The organism is Sphingomonas piscis (assembly GCF_011300455.1).
Lineage (GTDB): Bacteria > Pseudomonadota > Alphaproteobacteria > Sphingomonadales > Sphingomonadaceae > Sphingomicrobium > Sphingomicrobium piscis.
Map to the genome: position 1 here is coordinate 2391593 of NZ_CP049869.1, position 14968 is coordinate 2406560.

15 protein-coding genes and 1 pseudogene are annotated in these 14968 nt (G+C 64.5%); 10 read left to right on the plus strand and 6 right to left on the minus strand.

Annotated elements, in window-relative coordinates; all coding sequences use genetic code 11:
• Positions 1-156: 156 nt before the first annotated feature.
• Genes G7077_RS12190 through G7077_RS12200 form a run of 3 tightly spaced genes read left to right on the plus strand, consistent with a single transcriptional unit; the run spans position 157 to position 2954 of the window.
• Positions 157-882: a ParA family protein gene (locus G7077_RS12190; RefSeq protein ID WP_166411943.1), complete on the plus strand. Its 726-nt coding sequence runs from the start codon at positions 157-159 to the stop codon at positions 880-882.
• 12 nt (positions 883-894) lie between these two features.
• Positions 895-1611, plus strand: a complete 717-nt coding sequence (locus G7077_RS12195; protein WP_166411944.1) for a hypothetical protein — start codon at positions 895-897, stop codon at positions 1609-1611.
• 2 nt (positions 1612-1613) lie between these two features.
• Entirely contained in the window at positions 1614-2954 is a 1341-nt protein-coding gene (locus tag G7077_RS12200; protein WP_166411945.1) for a tetratricopeptide repeat protein, read from the plus strand.
• Here the strand turns inward: G7077_RS12200 and G7077_RS12205 are convergent, their stop codons facing one another.
• The 4 genes from G7077_RS12205 to G7077_RS12220 form a co-directional block, all read right to left on the minus strand.
• Complete coding sequence (locus G7077_RS12205; RefSeq protein ID WP_166411946.1) at positions 2955-3851, minus strand: aspartate carbamoyltransferase catalytic subunit; 897 nt, start codon at positions 3849-3851, stop codon at positions 2955-2957.
• A gap of 11 nt (positions 3852-3862) precedes the next feature.
• On the minus strand, positions 3863-4336 hold the full coding sequence (gene ruvX / locus G7077_RS12210; RefSeq protein ID WP_166411947.1) for a Holliday junction resolvase RuvX: 474 nt from the start codon (positions 4334-4336) through the stop codon (positions 3863-3865).
• The gene (locus tag G7077_RS12215; RefSeq protein ID WP_166411948.1) at positions 4333-5436 is read right to left on the minus strand and encodes a DUF3089 domain-containing protein; all 1104 of its coding nucleotides are present in this window, start codon (positions 5434-5436) and stop codon (positions 4333-4335) included. The genes ruvX and G7077_RS12215 overlap by 4 nt, the downstream gene beginning before the upstream one ends.
• Positions 5437-5498: 62 nt before the next feature.
• Complete coding sequence (locus G7077_RS12220) at positions 5499-6548, minus strand: aspartyl protease family protein (protein ID WP_246167566.1); 1050 nt, start codon at positions 6546-6548, stop codon at positions 5499-5501.
• A 211-nt stretch (positions 6549-6759) separates the two neighbouring features.
• Here G7077_RS12220 and G7077_RS12225 point away from each other — a divergent pair, with 211 nt between their 5' ends.
• From G7077_RS12225 to G7077_RS12235, 3 genes and pseudogenes are all read left to right on the plus strand, one after another.
• The gene (locus G7077_RS12225; protein WP_166411950.1) at positions 6760-7077 is read left to right on the plus strand and encodes a hypothetical protein; all 318 of its coding nucleotides are present in this window, start codon (positions 6760-6762) and stop codon (positions 7075-7077) included.
• A gap of 54 nt (positions 7078-7131) precedes the next feature.
• Positions 7132-8118: pseudogene (locus G7077_RS14255) on the plus strand (glycosyltransferase family 2 protein).
• Positions 8115-8915, plus strand: coding sequence for a hypothetical protein (locus G7077_RS12235; RefSeq protein ID WP_166411951.1), 801 nt, complete (start codon positions 8115-8117; stop codon positions 8913-8915). The pseudogene G7077_RS14255 and the gene G7077_RS12235 overlap by 4 nt, the downstream one beginning before the upstream one ends.
• A 118-nt stretch (positions 8916-9033) precedes the next feature.
• Here G7077_RS12235 and G7077_RS14350 read toward each other — a convergent pair whose 3' ends face one another.
• On the minus strand, positions 9034-9168 hold the full coding sequence (locus G7077_RS14350; protein WP_281347040.1) for a hypothetical protein: 135 nt from the start codon (positions 9166-9168) through the stop codon (positions 9034-9036).
• A 157-nt stretch (positions 9169-9325) separates the two neighbouring features.
• Positions 9326-9733, minus strand: a complete 408-nt coding sequence (locus tag G7077_RS12240; RefSeq protein WP_166411952.1) for a hypothetical protein — start codon at positions 9731-9733, stop codon at positions 9326-9328.
• 202 nt (positions 9734-9935) lie between these two features.
• On the opposite strand from G7077_RS12240, the gene G7077_RS12245 reads away from it, so the two are divergent.
• The 4 genes from G7077_RS12245 (at position 9936) to gatB (ending at position 14941) form a co-directional block, all read left to right on the plus strand.
• Positions 9936-11624, plus strand: a complete 1689-nt coding sequence (locus tag G7077_RS12245) for a DUF4153 domain-containing protein (RefSeq protein WP_166411953.1) — start codon at positions 9936-9938, stop codon at positions 11622-11624.
• Between the two features lie 73 nt (positions 11625-11697).
• Positions 11698-11985, plus strand: a complete 288-nt coding sequence (gene gatC / locus G7077_RS12250; RefSeq protein ID WP_166411954.1) for an Asp-tRNA(Asn)/Glu-tRNA(Gln) amidotransferase subunit GatC — start codon at positions 11698-11700, stop codon at positions 11983-11985.
• Positions 11985-13463: an Asp-tRNA(Asn)/Glu-tRNA(Gln) amidotransferase subunit GatA gene (gene gatA / locus G7077_RS12255; protein ID WP_166411955.1), complete on the plus strand. Its 1479-nt coding sequence runs from the start codon at positions 11985-11987 to the stop codon at positions 13461-13463. Before gatC ends, gatA begins: the two co-directional genes overlap by 1 nt.
• Positions 13463-14941 carry an Asp-tRNA(Asn)/Glu-tRNA(Gln) amidotransferase subunit GatB gene (gene gatB / locus G7077_RS12260; RefSeq protein ID WP_166411956.1) on the plus strand — a complete coding sequence of 493 codons (1479 nt, stop codon included), beginning with the start codon at positions 13463-13465 and terminating at the stop codon, positions 14939-14941. The genes gatA and gatB overlap by 1 nt, the downstream gene beginning before the upstream one ends.
• Positions 14942-14968 lie beyond the last annotated feature (27 nt).

The following is a 14968-nucleotide window of genomic DNA, read 5'->3' on the forward strand; positions in this document are numbered from 1 at the left end:
AGAAGGAGACAGAGGGTACGCGCGAACCGGGTCACGCCGGAAAGGTGAACTGCGCCGCCGCCGAACGCAACAAGGTCGTGACCGCGTTAACCAGATTTTAGAGGCTTGGGCGTCATCTCGGCATCCAATTGGACGTCCAAAGACGAGGGGACAGGCATGCGCGTTCTGGCAATGGCATCGCAGAAGGGCGGATCGGGCAAGACGACCTTGTCCGGACACCTGGCGGTGCAAGCCCAACTGGCGGGCGCCGGCCCCGTCTGCCTGATCGACATCGATCCGCAGGGCAGCCTCGCCGATTGGTGGAACGAGCGCGAGGCCGATATGCCCGCCTTCGCCCAGACCACCGTTGCGCGGCTCGCAAGCGACCTTGAAGTCCTTCGCCAGCAGGGCTTCCGCCTTGCCGTCATCGATACGCCGCCGGCCATTACCATGGCCATCCAGAGCGTCATCGCCGTTGCCGAGCTGATCGTCATCCCGACCCGCCCGAGCCCGCACGATCTTCGCGCCGTCGGCGCCACGGTTGATTTGTGCGACCGCGCCGGCAAGCCGCTGATCTTCGTCGTTAACGCCGCCACCCCCAAGGCCAAGATCACCTACGAAGCCGCGGTTGCGCTTTCACAGCACGGCACCGTGGCTCCGGTCACCCTTCACCATCGCACCGACTTCGCTGCCTCGATGATCGACGGTAGGACGGTCATGGAAGTGGATCCCAACAGCCGCTCGGCCCGCGAGGTCGTCGAGCTTTGGGAATATATTTCGGACCGGCTGGAAAAGAACTTCCGCCGAACCGTGTTTGCCGCCCCCGGTGCCTCTCCGGGCATCGCCGCGCCGGTCAGTCCGCGTCCCGTCGGCGGTTTCGGCCGTCGGGTCGTCGGCCAGTAGGGGGTCGGCACCGTGACAGGCGAACCCAAAGCTTTCGCATCGCTCTCCTCGGGGCTTCTGGCCCGCAAGGGTGCCGCGCGCCCGGCCATGCGCCCGCAGGGCTTCGGTCAATCGGCCGGCGGTCTCGACGACCTCGGCTGGAACGATATGGGCTTCGAACCGCCCAAGCCGAGCTCCACCCCGCTCCGTGACGTTCACGCTGCCGAAGACGCCGCTCAGCGCGTTCCGTTCGCCGGCCTGACACCGCTGGAGTCGCCGGTTCATACGCAGCAGGCGGAGCTTGCCGATCGCTTGTCGGGAGCGCCGGCGGAAGAGGTTGACGAGGAATTTGTTCAGCCTGTTCTGGAGCAGCCCGCTCTGGTTGAGGCATTGGCGTTCGAGCCTGAGACGACGGCTCCAGTTGAGGCGCCGGCGTTCGAACCTGAGCCGACAACCGCAGTAGAGCCGGATGTTGAACAAGCGCCGGAGATCCCTCTTGCAGTGGCCGCGCCCGCACCCCGGGTGGCTGCACCGCGTCGTGCTCCAAAGGCGCGTTCGGCGCCGGGCAGCGGCGCCAAGGCGGCCTTCACGCTTCGGCTTGATCCGGAGCGACACCTGAAGCTTCGGCTGGCGTGCGCCATCGGTAACCGCTCGGCGCAGCAACTGGTCACCGACGCACTCGATCAATTGCTTGCTGCAATGCCCGAACTCGACGCCATGGCCGACAAGGCGAAGCGCAAAGGATCTTGACGATGTCGAAGCCCACCACACTGGGTAGTGCCGTTTCCGCAATCCTTGCCGCCTCGCTGCTCGCGGGGTGCGCTGCACCCTCGGCACAGGGCACGCGCGCTTCCGCCGGCCCTGTGGCGGACAAGCTCGGCCCGGCGACCCGGGCGATCATGGCATTGAACGCCGAGGATTTCACGGGCGCAGTCTCCTGGGCGGAGCAGGCTGTGCAGGCGAAGCCCGAGGACGCCGATCTCCGCGCGCTGCTTGGAACTGCCTACTTCGGCGCAGGACGGTTCGCATCGGCAGAAACGGCTTATCAGGACGCCCTGGCCCTTCATTCCGGCGATCCCAAGGTCGTTCTGAAACTTGCACTGGTTCAGGTGGCGCAGGGGAAATCCGCACAGGCGCTTGCCCTTCTCCAGTCCGCCCGCATGGTGCTGGAAAGTGCAGACTACGGCTTGGCGCTGGCGCTCGCCGGTCAACCAGCCAACGCCGTTGCCGTTCTCGAACCCGCCGCCCGCGCACGCGGTGCGGATGCGCGCGTTCGTCAGAACCTTGCGCTCAGCTATGCGCTTGCGGGAGACTGGACCGCGGCCCGCACGATTGCAGCGCAGGATGTTCCCGCCGATCAACTCGACGGACGGATTCAAGGCTGGATGAAGCTTGCAAGCCCAGTTCGTGTTTACGACCAGGTCGCGGCATTGACGGGCGTCACCCCGGTTGCCGACCCAGGTCTGCCCGTTCGCTTGGCGCTCCGCCGTAACGATGGAACGGCGCTCGCTGCCGCTCGGCCGGCGCCAGCACCCGCTCCGGTTGCTGCCGCGCCGGTGGCTGTAGCTTCTACGCCTACGCCCGTTCAGATCGCTGAGGCTGCGCCCGCCTACGTTCCGCCCTCGCGCCCGGCCGCTGAGGAGCCGTCGTTCAAGCTCGATCCGGTCGATGTCGCGTCCGAGCCTTTCGTCGAGGTTCCGGCTCAGCCGCGTCCGCAGCCACTACCCGCCGCACCGAAGGTCAAGCCAACGCTGCGCGCGGCGGCGTTCGTCCCAAAGAAGGCGGCTTCCCGTCCGATCGCCGCAGCGCGCGGCAATTCGGGCGCGGTGGTTCAGATCGGCGCCTACGGGTCGCCGCAGCGCGTCGCACAGGCGTGGAACGCTGCCGCCCGCCGTTACTCGGCCCTACGCGGTTACATGCCGGTCAGTGCGCGCTTCCAGAGCGCCGCCGGCATCGTCTATCGGTTGTCGGTGAAGGGCTTCGGAAGCCCTGCGGAAGCGAAGAACCTCTGCGTTGCGCTGCGCCGTTCGGGCGGCACCTGCTTCGTGCGCAATACTGCCGGCGACGCGCCCGTCACCATCGCGATGCGCTGATCAGCCGCCGCGGTCGGCGGTGAGAAGTTCAAGGCAGGCCATGCGGACGGCAACGCCGTTCTCGACCTGAAGCCAGATGAGCGATCGGTCCGGGTCATCGGCGATGGCGCTGTCGATCTCCACCCCGCGATTCATCGGCCCGGGGTGCATGACCACCGCGTGCGGCGCTGCCCGCTTGAAGCGATCGGCCGTGAGGCCGTAAAGCCGCAGGAACTCGCCCGGCGCATCGCCGAGCTCGTCCTCCAGCCGTTCGCGCTGAACCCGCAGCATCATCACGACGTCCGCGCCCTCGATGGCGGCGTCGACGCTGATTTCGCCAAGCGACGAGGGCATCAGGGAAGGCGGGCCGGCGAGCCGAACCTGGGCACCCAAACGGGTCAGTAGCTTCAGGTTGGAACGGGCAACGCGGCTGTGTTTGATGTCGCCGCAAATTGCAATTTTTAAGCCTTCGGTGCGCCCGAAGCGGGTGCGGATGGTCAACGCGTCGAGCAATGCTTGCGTTGGGTGCTCGCCGATTCCGTCCCCCGCGTTGACGACGGGGCAGTCCATGATCTCCGCAAGCTCGGCCGGAGCACCTTCCTGCCCGTGTCGGACCACCAACGTATCGGCGCGCATCGCGTTGAGGGTGCGCGCCGTGTCCTCCAGCGTCTCGCCCTTCTTGATGCTCGAATGCTCGACCTGCATCGACACGACCTGCGCGCCGAGACGGTTGCCGGCGATCTCGAACGACAGCAGGGTCCGGGTGCTGTTCTCGAAGAATGCGTTGATGAGGGTGTAACCGGCAAGGCAGTCCGAGGCGCGGCGCGCCTCCCGATTGAACCGGAACCAATGTTCGCCGCGGCCGAGAATGGCCGCGATCGCGTCGTCGCTGAGGCTGTCGATAGAAAGCAGGTCCACGAGCCCGCCGCCTAAACTGCCGGAGGAAGATTGGCCAGAGCGTCGATCGCGCCCTGCAGGATGTGGGCGGCGGCAAGTTTGTCGACCGCCTCCGCACGCTTGGCCCGGCTGACGTCGGCGGCAATCATCGCTCGCTCAACCGCCTGCGTCGACCAGCGTTCGTCCCACAGCAGGATGGGGAGTCCGAGCGGCAGGAGGTTACGGGCGAAGGCCCGAACTGACTGGGTGCGCGGAGAGTCTGTGCCGTCCATGTTGAGCGGGAGTCCGACCACGAGCCCGGCTATCTGCTCACGGCCGACGAAGGTCCTCAGTTGCTCGAGATCGTGCGTGAACTTGGTTCTGCGGATGGTTTCCGAAGGCCCGGCAAAGCTCCAGCGACTGTCGCAGACTGCAAGACCGATCGTCTTGGTACCGACGTCCAGGCCGGCAAGCTTGCCGCCATCGGACAGCGCCTCGGCGAAGTCACGAACGACGGCGGTGATCATCGGCCCTGGAAGGCAGTGGCCCGCCGCTCTGCATCCGCCCGGATCGAGCCCCAGAACAAGGCATAATCGTAGACGTGGAAATTGTTGCCGGGCAGCGGTGGCGGCACGAAGCTGGGTATGTTTCCATCGATCAGCAGCACGCCATCGGCACATCGCGCGCTCACGCGGCCAGGTTCGAGCGTCGCACTCTTGTAACCGGATGTGGGGACCAGCGTGCCAAGATTGGCCTGCGCGGGCGCCTGCCCGTCAGCGGCGCCGGTGAGCGGGTTGACGCAAAGGGCTTCGCCGCGGCGGCGTGCACCGCCGGTAAAGCCAGCGCTGCCTTCCCATTTGCCGAAGAAGTCGGGGTTGGCGGGATCGCCGAAGCTTAGCCACGATAATATGCACCCTGTTTCTGCGACCGACCGGCAGGCGGGCAGGCCCATGGCGGGCAGGTCGGCCGTGGTGCTGACCGGCCAGCCGACCAGGTAAGCGGCAACGATCCGGCGCGCGAGAGGCTTCCCGGCAACACGGTCCTTCAGCAGGCGGGTGAGATGAAGCGCTCCCTGGCTATGTCCGGCGAGGATGATCGGGCGGTTGCCCGCGGATGCGACGAAAAGATCGAAGGCGCGCAGCACATCGGAGTAAGCGAGGGTAAGGGCACCGCGCGCATCCTCGCTGTCGAGGAGAAAGGCGCCGAACGCCGCCTGCCGGTACTTGGGTGCCCACACCTCGCCGGCACCAGTGAAGGCGCTCGCCTGGCTTTGAACGAACAGGTTCGTCCACCGGCCGCTTTCCCCATCATCCACCGGGCCGGTCCATCGATCGCCGCGAAGGTAGGTCGTCGGATGGATGTAGAAGATCGCCGCATTCCCCGCCTTTGCGGGCCGCTGAACGCCGTCGGGTAGCCAATCGGCGGGGTTCTGGCTGTTACCCGGCCGGGCCAGCCACGACGCAGCCTGCCGGTAATCGGGCCCGCTTTCCTTTGGGGCAACGAAGCGGCCGCTGGGTGTCGCCTGGGCGATCAGGACCGACTGGCCGTAGCGGAACAGAGCGAAACCGGCGCCGACCACAAGCAAGGTCAAGATGAAGATGATCAGCAGGAAACGGCGTGCGCACATGGGCTGGAGCGGTTAGGGGCGCGCGGCGGCACCCGCAAGGGCTACACGGCGCCGTCCATCCGTCAGCCGCACGATTGAGAGGCAGGCGTGGACGGGAAGCTCCCGCCGAGCGACGTGGTTCGCACTAGCGTGAAGTCGGCGGGCTCGCACTTGCGCAGCTGGAATCGGACCTTGCGCGCCTGAAAATCGAGCGACACGCGCCGGAAGCGTTGCAACACGTCGGTTCCGAGGAAAAGGGCCGGCTGCCGGTCGATCCCGAACACTTTGAACGGAGGCAAGTCGGCGAACGCGACCGGTAGATTCCTGATGACAATCGGGCCAATCGCGAGTTCGGGAATGATTGCAACGTCAAGATCGACCTTCTTGCCGTTGACGCCGATCGCCTCGACGCGTCCCAGTGGCGTGCGCCGCCTCACGAGCTTTTCCCGCAGCAGCAAGTTGCCGATCGTCAGCTCCGACCCCGTGTCGATCACCGCATCCAGTTCGATGCTCCGCGCTTTCACGTGAGTCAGGATGAGTTGGCCGCGCCGCCGCTTGCCGACAACGACGATTTCGCCCGGCACAAATTTAATCGGTACGCTGGCGTCTTCGACTTTGATCTTGTGTTGTTCGAAATCCATCATCAGCCGTCGGCGCACCAGCGCGTCGATCCCGATCAGTCCCTGACCGCCGAGGTCTTCCTCGCGTAGTGCGGGCAGTTCGAGATCGCTGACGGTTGTCGGTCCCAGCTTGAGGCTGGACGTATGCACTCGGTCGACGATGCTGGTGCCCGTCATGCTGTTGAGGATCACCGGGGTGCCAAGCGGCAATCGAAGGTTTTGGGCGATGCGGAGGCCGATCACGGAACTGTCGGCACCGCTATCTACGACGAATTGATACGGGCCGCTGCCGTTGACGTGAACTTCGACGCTGAGCCGCGATTGCGCCTGACGCGCCTTTACGTCGTCTCCGCCGATGGTGAGCGCGGGATCGACGATGGCCGGCGGAAGGCTCGGCATTGTACCTGCCGTGGTTGGCACCTCGACCGGCCTGCGGATCTTGGGCACTGGCGCGGCACCAAGTCCGGCCGAAAGCGCGACCGCCAGCGGTATCACGAACAGCTTTTCGCGCATCGGCACGGCTCGACCTCTCCGAACCACGATCTACGCCATTTTCATGCTGATGACCACGACTTCCGACGGTATGGCGCTCGGACCGCTCGATGTGCATAGGCGCCACAACTACGCCCAATCACAGGCCGTTAACGTCGATGCAGGAACTTTCTTCTATTCTGCAAATTAATATGGATGTACCCGTCCCAGTCGTAACAGCGTAGAACCCAAGGTGGCATCGGCATCACTTAGGGGCCCTGCGGGCCGCGCCTCCTTCTACATCCCAATTCGCGTCAAATTCTCGATCGCCTTGCTGGTGGCGCTTGCCTGGACCTTCTTCAGTGTCTGGGTGTCGGGCCGGTGGATGGATGAGCTTGGGGCCGTCACCCATTGGCTGTTCGCGCTCATTGCGATCACCTTCATCGCCTACGTGCCCGGTTTCATGAACGCGTTCCTGGTGACGACCTTGCTGCTCGACAAGCGGCCGCGCCGGGTGCGTCCGGCTTTCTATCCGGGCGTCACAATCCTTATCGCCGCCTATCAGGAATAAGAGGCGATCGGTCACACGATCGAGAGCATCGCGTTCGAGGATTATCCCGGCGAACTGGAGGTACTCGTCCTCAACGACGGTTCCACCGATCGCACAGTGGCGGTGGCCGAGCAGGCGATCCGCGACGTGGAATTCCCGCCGCACGTGACGGTCCGCGTTCTCGACTTTCAGGTGAACCGCGGCAAGGCGGCGGTGCTGAACGACGGACTGGCAGCAGCGCGGCACGATCTCATCGTCACCATCGATGGGGATTCCCGCCTCCGGTCCGACGCGCTGACCGATATCGTCGAGCGGCTGATGTCGGATCCGCCGGGCACGGTCGCGGTCGCGGGCGCTGTGCTCGTCCGCAATTCGAAAGAATCGCTGATCACCGGTGCACAGGAGTGGGACTATTTCCACGGCATTTCCGCGGTGAAGCGGATGCAGAGCATGTACCACGGTACGCTCGTCGCCTAGGGCGCCTTTTCCATCTACCGCAAGGATGCTCTGGTCGAGGTCGGCGGCTGGCCCGAATGCGTCGGTGAAGACATCGTGCTGACCTGGGCGCTGCTCAAGAAGGGCTGGCGCACCGGCTATGCCGAAGATGCGGTGGTCTTCACCAACGCACCGGCAACCTTCCGGCAGTTCTCGCTGCAGCGGAAGCGCTGGTCCCGCGGGCTGGTGGAGGCCCTCCATCATCATGAAGACCTGCTGTTCAAGCCGCGGCTCTCGGTGATGTTCATCTGGTGGAACCTGCTCTTCCTGCCCCTGGACCTCGCCTACACCCTGATCTTCATCCCCGGCGTCGTGGCGGCTTGTTTCGGCATCTTCTGGATTGCAGGGCCGATGACCCTTGCAGTGCTGCCGCTCGCCGGATTGTGGAACCTCATCATCTACCGGACTCAATCGAGGATGGTTCGGCGGCAGGGGATAGAGATGAACCACAATTATGTGGGGCTGTTCTTCTACCTGCTGGTTTACACGGTGCTGATGCAGCCCGTCTGTGTATGGGGCTATGCGTCAGAGTTGGCGGGCATGCGGAAAAAATGGGGTACCAAATGAATCGAGTTTCGGTTGCACTGCTTGCGAGTCTGGTGGCGGGCACCGCCCAGGCTCAGGTGAGCGATCCAACCGACCGGGAGGACCGCCGCGACCGCGCAATCGGCGCCGACGTGTCCTACTCCACCGACGCCGACGAGACGGAGGTGTTGAAAGCCGGGGTCAACCTCGACATCCGCTCCGTCGGGCCGGAAGATTATGTTGGCTTTCGCATAGAGAAGGTCCGGTTCAACCCGGTCGGCGCCGGCTGGCAGGGCGACAACCGCGTCTATGTCCGTGCGTCGAGCAGCCAGGGCGAGTGGAAAGGGGCGGCGCAGGTCGGCACCGATGGGCATAATGTCATCGGCTCCGCCAGCCTGCACGACGAAGCCGCGGTGCGCAAAGAATTCTTCATAGAGCGCGATATTCTCGAAACCCGGCAAGGTCTTAGTCGCGGCCTTTACTACACCATCCTTGGCGCCGCGGTGGATATTCCGGCCGACGACCGCAACATCTTCACTGTGCTGGGTGCCGTTCAGACCTTTACAGGCGAGAATGTGCGTCGCCATCTGCGCCTGAACTATGTTCATGTGCTCGACCCCGGGTTGGGGCTCACGGCGCAGGTCCGAACGCGATATTTCCGAAATAGCGACCCCGGGAATATGATTACTATTCGCCTAAATGGTACGCGCAGGTGCTGCCGGTCCTACAGCTCCGTCGGTTTGATCGTGGCTGGATGTATCTGGTTGCGGGCGGCTACGGCATGCAGAAGGACAATGCCTCCGACTGGCGCCGGTCAACCTACTTCAATGCTCGAGTGACGAGTCCGGTTCGGGATCGCTGGGCAGTGACCGGTGCTTTCACATTCAGTGAAACGCCGACGGTCAGCGGGCAGTCCTACAATTATACGCAGCTGAGTTTCGGGCTCACACGCGCTTTTTAGGCGCGCTCTTTGATTGCGTCTTTCAGGATTTCCGCGGCATAGCGGCCGTGCGACAATTCGCGGCTCGCCTGAGACGCAGCCCCGGCGACGGACACAGTTGCAAGCACCGCGCCGATCGCGAGCGGGAGCACGCGAATAGGGCGGTTCCGCTTTCCATCCCGGTAGGCGGTTGAGCGCACACGACGCCCGCGACCGGAACTAAGCCGTTGAAAAAGGCCGGATTGATTCGACATATTACCCGAACGTCGAACTACGCGCCGGGTTGCGCGCTGGCAGTGATTGTTAAGGTCAGCTCGCAATCATGAGAAGGATTTGCGAAGTTGCGCCGATCAAGCCGAGAAGGCCGAGGGTGCCGCCGAAAATCACGGCGGTGACGCGGACGCGAGGACCATCGTCGCCCTGATAAGCCTCCATCTGCTTTTCGATCGCCGACGGGTAGATGACCTCCACGCAAGAAGTGGCCCGCTGCTTGCCAGCCACCGAAAAGGCGAGGTTGCGATGCAGTTGCGCCGCCTTGAGGTGGACCATCCGTTCGTACGGGTTATCGGTGCCCCTGGCCTTCTCCCGCTCCACTCGGGCGCGGTAGAGGAAGCGTCGGCTGTCCACTTTGGCCAGAAAGCCGGCAACGTCGTCGGCCGCCATCAGGCCCCGGATCAGGGTGGGGTCGGTAACACCGCTGGGTGAGAAATGCTGCATGTGGTCGACCTCCTTGAGCGGCGTTGACGATGGTTAGCGATTTCTTTCTGTTCGCAACAAGCAGGACTTTCGCACTGCCCCGCCCTGGGACTGTCGGTTTAACCGCGATTGCTCACCATAAGCTCATGCTGCTCACCGCAGGTTGCAGTAGGCGCTTGCCTCCATCGGGCAGCACTGCCAGCCTGCAAGTAGGGGAACAGAGATGAGCTTGAGACAGGATGAGCGGGAGCCCTGGCCGCCCCGGCCGTGGATCATGGCGGCGGTGTGCGCGGTTGCGGGCCTCCTCTTCAATTGGTTGACCAAAGTTCATTCCATAGAGCCGAGCCCAGGGCGGGAGGCAGGCGCGACCTTTATCGGAATTGCGGCGATCAGCTTCGTCCTGACGGTAGAGCGGCGGCGATGGAGCTGGGCGGCCGCTTTCGCCGTGGCTTGGGGACTCGTCATCGCGCTCGTCGGCTGGTTCACCGCCAGATACAATCAGCGGGGCGAGATCTTCGAGTGGCCGTTCCTGGCCGGCATCTTCGCGGTGGCCATCGCTGCTCCCTTGTTCCAGACCGTCCGCGACGAAGGTGCATGGCGCATCCCTTACGAGCGTCTCCATCGTCATGCCTGGGTGGACGGCGTGATCGCGGGCGCGAGCCTGTTCTTCACCGGCGTCGCCTTCGTCCTGGCTTTCCTCATCGGCGCCTTGTTCGACCTGATCGGAATCCGCCTGATCAAGGACCTGCTGAACGACAGCTGGTTCGGCTGGATGCTCGCCGGCATCGCGTTCGGCGGCGCGCTGGGCCTCCTTCGTGAGCGCGATGCGTTGCTGGGTACCCTTCATCGCCTCGTGATGGTGGTCTTCTCTGTCATGGCGCCGGTGCTCGCCGCCGCCCTGACCATCTTCCTGATCAGCTTTCCGCTGACGGGCTTCAAGGATCACGGCCCCTTCGACGGCGCGACTCCCGTCCTGTTGGCGCTCGCTGTTGCAGCCTTCGTCTTCACCAATGCCGTGATCGGCGACGGAAGGCAGGAAAGGTCCCCGAGCCGCGTTCTTCTGCTGTCAGCGCTGATCTTGATCCTGACCATCCTCCCGCTTGGGCTTCTCTCGGCATGGTCCCTGGGGCAGCGGATCGGACAATATGGCTGGACGCCCGAGCGGATGTGGGGCGTCGTCGCTATTGGGGTGACGATCGCCTATGGCGCTGCCGGCTGGTGGTCGGCCATTCGCCGCCAGCTCGAATTCGACGAGGCGCTTCGTCCTGTTCAGATCAAGCTGGCGATCGGCCTGTGCGCGCTCGCCCTGTTCCTGGCACTTCCGATCGTCGATTTCGGCGCGGTATCGGCCAACTCGCAACTCGCGCGGCTTCACCGCGGTCAGGTCGATGCAGCCAAGTTCGACTGGCAGGCGATGGCGTTCGAGTTCGGGCCCGCCGGCCGCAGGCGCCTTGCCGACATTGCAAGGACCGGCCCAGCGGATCAGCGCGTGATGGCGAGTGCCGCGCTGAAGTCCAAGGGGCGCTACGAAGTCCAGGAGGCGGTTGAGGCGGCCACGGCTGCGCCCTTGGTTCGGCAGAATCTGCGGGTCGTCCCGGCCGGAACGGCGGTGCCCGAAGGAGCGATGGCGGTGATCGAGCGCAGCAGCTGGTGCCGGGAGGCGACCTGCGTGCTGACCTTTGTCGATGCAGATAAGGCGATCCTCGCGGGAAGTCAGGCCAGGGATGGGCAGGTGCAGAGCCTGCGCATCGGCCGCGGGGAAGATGGGCGGTGGAACCAGTATGACGACTGGCAGCCGTACGCCCGCGTCACGCCGCCGCGGCCGAACCTCGACGGTAAGGCGGAGATCCGCACCGTTCAGCGGCGACAACTCTTCATCGACGGCAAGCCGGTGGGTGACGTCTTCGAATAGCCGCCTTGAAGGGCAGGGGAGCGCCTGCTAGCCGCGCCCCAAGGTTCGCTCCGCGAACCGTCTTGAGGAAGACATGTCCGTAGATACGAATACCGTCAGGCACATCGCCAAGCTGGCGCGGCTTGCCATGAGTGAGGAGGAGCTGGAAAGGCTCGTGCCTGAGCTCAACAACATTCTCGGCTGGGTCGAACAGCTCGGTGAAGTGAACACCGATGGTGTTGAGCCGCTCACCGCGGTGATTGATCAGAAGCTGCGCCTTCGCGACGACGTGGTGAACGACGGCAACTGCCGCGACGAGGTGCTGGCCAACGCACCGGACGCGCAGCACGGCTTTTTCGCGGTTCCGAAGGTGATCGAATAGTGTCGGAGCTGACCCTCAAGACCATCGCCGAACTGCGGGATGGCTTCCGCTCGGGTGAGTTCACCGCGCTAGAAATCGCTGAAGCGTTCAATGCCGCGGTTGTGGCCGGGCGTCAGTTGAACGCCTACACGGTCGAGACTCCTGACGATGCAATCGCCTGCGCCAATGCCGCCGATGAGGCTCGAGGCTCTGGCGAACTGGGCGCGCTCGCCGGCATTCCGCTCGGCATCAAGGACCTGTTTGCGACCAAGGGTGTGGACAGCACCTCGGGAAGCAACATCCTCAAGGGCTTCAAGCCGGAATATGAAAGCACCGTCACCGCCAAGCTGCGGGCGGCGGGCGCCGGCATGCTGGGCAAGCTCAACATGGACGAGTTCGCGATGGGCTCGTCCAACGAGACCAGCGCCTACGGCCCGGTTCTGTCCCCATGGAAGCGCAATGACGGCGGCAATGCAGCGTTGACCCCTGGCGGAAGCTCGGGCGGATCGGCGGCGGCAGTCGCGGCGGGTCTTGCGCCGGGCGTTACCGGGACGGACACCGGAGGTTCGATCCGCCAGCCGGCGGCGTTTACCGGCATCACCGGAATCAAGCCGACATACGGCCGCTGCTCGCGCTGGGGCATCGTCGCGTTCGCAAGCTCGCTCGATCAGGCCGGGCCAATGGCGCGCGACGTACGCGATTGCGCCATCCTGCTGGAGGCGATGGCCGGCTTCGATGCCAAGGATTCGACCTCGCTGGACCTCCCGGTGCCCAAGTGGGAAGCGGGACTGTCGAGCGATCTCAAGGGCAAGCGTGTTGGTATTCCCAGGGAGTATCGCATCGACAGCGTTCCCGCCGAAATCAACGCGCTCTGGGATCAGGGCGTCGAATGGCTTCGCGACGCCGGCGCTGAGCCGGTCGAGATCAGCCTGCCGCACACCAAACATGCGCTGCCCACCTATTACATCATCGCGCCGGCGGAGGCCTCGTCCAACCTCGCGCGCTACGACGGCGTTCGCTACGGCATGCGCGAGGTACCGGAAGGCGGCAATCTCGACGCCATGTATGCCACAACCCGCGCTGCAGGCTTCGGCGACGAGGTGAAGCGCCGGATCATGATCGGCACCTATGTGCTCTCGGCCGGTTTCTACGACGCCTACTTCAACAAGGCGCAGCGAGTCCGCGCACTGATCAAGCGCGACTTCGCGCAAGCTTTCGAGAAGTGCGACCTGATCCTGACTCCCACGGCGCCGTCGGCAGCGTTCGGCATCGGCGAGACGACAGGCCCGCTCGCCATGTACCTCAACGATGTGTTTGCGGTTCCGGCAAGCCTGGCAGGTCTCCCCGCGATGACCGTCCCCGGCGGTCTAGACGCGCAAGGTCTCCCGCTCGGGCTGCACATCATCGGCAATGAACTGGACGAGCAGGGCGTGCTCAACGCCGGACTCGCGATCGAAGAACGGGCCGGCTTCACCGCCCGCCCGGAGAAGTGGTGGTAATGGCTGACGCAGGCGCTCCTTTCCGCATCAGAGGTGCAACCGGCGACTGGGAGGTCGTAGTCGGCCTTGAAGTCCATGCGCAGATCACCGCCACCGCGTCGAAGCTGTTCTCCGGCGCGGCAACCGCCTTTGGGGCGGAGCCGAACACGCAGGTGAGTCTGGTGGACGCGGCGATGCCCGGCATGCTCCCGGTGCCCAACCGCGAGTGCATACGCCAGGCAGTCCGCACCGGCATGGCGATCGATGCCCAGATCAACAAATGGTCGCGCTTCGACCGGAAGAACTACTTCTACGCCGACCTTCCGCAGGGTTACCAGATCAGCCAGCTCTACCATCCTCTGGTGGGTGAGGGCGAAGTGACCGTTCTCCTCGACGAAAAGGACGAGAGCAGCGCCCGGACAATCGGTGTTGAGCGCATTCACGTCGAGCAGGATGCGGGCAAGCTGATGCACGACCAGCATCCGACCATGAGCTACGTCGACCTCAATCGGTCGGGCGTTGCGCTGATGGAGATCGTGTCCAAGCCGGACATGCGCTCGCCTGCAGAAGCCGGAGCCTACCTGCGCAAGCTCCGCGCAGTCCTCCGCTACGTCGGCTCGTGCGACGGCAATATGGAGGAAGGCTCGATGCGCGCCGACGTCAATGTCAGCGTGCGCAAGCCCGGAGACGCGTTCGGCACCCGCACCGAGACCAAGAACGTCAATTCCGTCCGCTTCGTCATGCAGGTGATCGAGCATGAGGCGCGGCGTCAGGTCGACCTGATCGAGGAAGGCGGCGAGGTCGCGCAGGAAACCCGGCTGTTCGACCCGGACAAGGGCGTCACGCGGACGCTGCGCTCGAAGGAAGATGCGCACGATTACCGCTACTTCCCCGATCCCGACCTGCTGCCACTGGAACTGGACGACGCCTTCCTGGAGGAGTGCCGCGCCAGCCTTCCCGAACTGCCCGACGCCAAGCGCAAGCGCTACGAAGCGCACGGCATTACCGCTTACAACGCGGCTGTTCTGACGGCGGAAGTCGAAAGCGCGCGCTGGTTCGATGCGCTGCTCGATGCAGGCGCTGAACCGAAGGCTGCAGCCAATTGGGTGACGTCCGAGCTGTTCGGCGCGCTGAACCGCCTCGGCAAGGACATCGAAGACAGCCCGGTAACGCCCGTTCAGGCTGCGGAACTGCTCGGCCTGGTCGCCGACGGCACCATCAGCGGCACCATCGCCAAGCAGGTATTCGAGATCATGCTGGAGAGCGGCGATGGCGCAGCCAGCATCGTCGAGAGCCGTGGCCTAAAGCAGACCAGCGACACGGGCGCGATCGACGCCGAGATCGACAAGATCCTTGCCGCCAATGCCGAAAAGGTCGAGCAGTACAAGGCGGGCAAGGAGGCTCTCTTCGGCTTCTTCGTCGGGCAGACGATGAAGGCGATGGGCGGCAAGGCCAACCCACAGGTGGTGAACGAACGCCTCCGGGCAAAGCTGTCATGATGGTGTCACCGAGAGCGGCTTAGCGGG

Coding starts and splice junctions, on each gene's coding strand:
- G7077_RS12220 (WP_246167566.1), bottom strand. CDS start 6,548: ATGCGCGAAAAGCTGTTCGTGATACCGCTGGCGGTCGCGCTTTCGGCC.
- G7077_RS12200 (WP_166411945.1), top strand. CDS start 1,614: ATGTCGAAGCCCACCACACTGGGTAGTGCCGTTTCCGCAATCCTTGCC.
- G7077_RS12190 (WP_166411943.1), top strand. CDS start 157: ATGCGCGTTCTGGCAATGGCATCGCAGAAGGGCGGATCGGGCAAGACG.
- ruvX (WP_166411947.1), bottom strand. CDS start 4,336: ATGATCACCGCCGTCGTTCGTGACTTCGCCGAGGCGCTGTCCGATGGC.
- G7077_RS12235 (WP_166411951.1), top strand. CDS start 8,115: ATGAATCGAGTTTCGGTTGCACTGCTTGCGAGTCTGGTGGCGGGCACC.
- G7077_RS12240 (WP_166411952.1), bottom strand. CDS start 9,733: ATGCAGCATTTCTCACCCAGCGGTGTTACCGACCCCACCCTGATCCGG.
- gatB (WP_166411956.1), top strand. CDS start 13,463: ATGGCTGACGCAGGCGCTCCTTTCCGCATCAGAGGTGCAACCGGCGAC.
- G7077_RS12245 (WP_166411953.1), top strand. CDS start 9,936: ATGAGCTTGAGACAGGATGAGCGGGAGCCCTGGCCGCCCCGGCCGTGG.
- gatC (WP_166411954.1), top strand. CDS start 11,698: ATGTCCGTAGATACGAATACCGTCAGGCACATCGCCAAGCTGGCGCGG.
- G7077_RS12215 (WP_166411948.1), bottom strand. CDS start 5,436: ATGTGCGCACGCCGTTTCCTGCTGATCATCTTCATCTTGACCTTGCTT.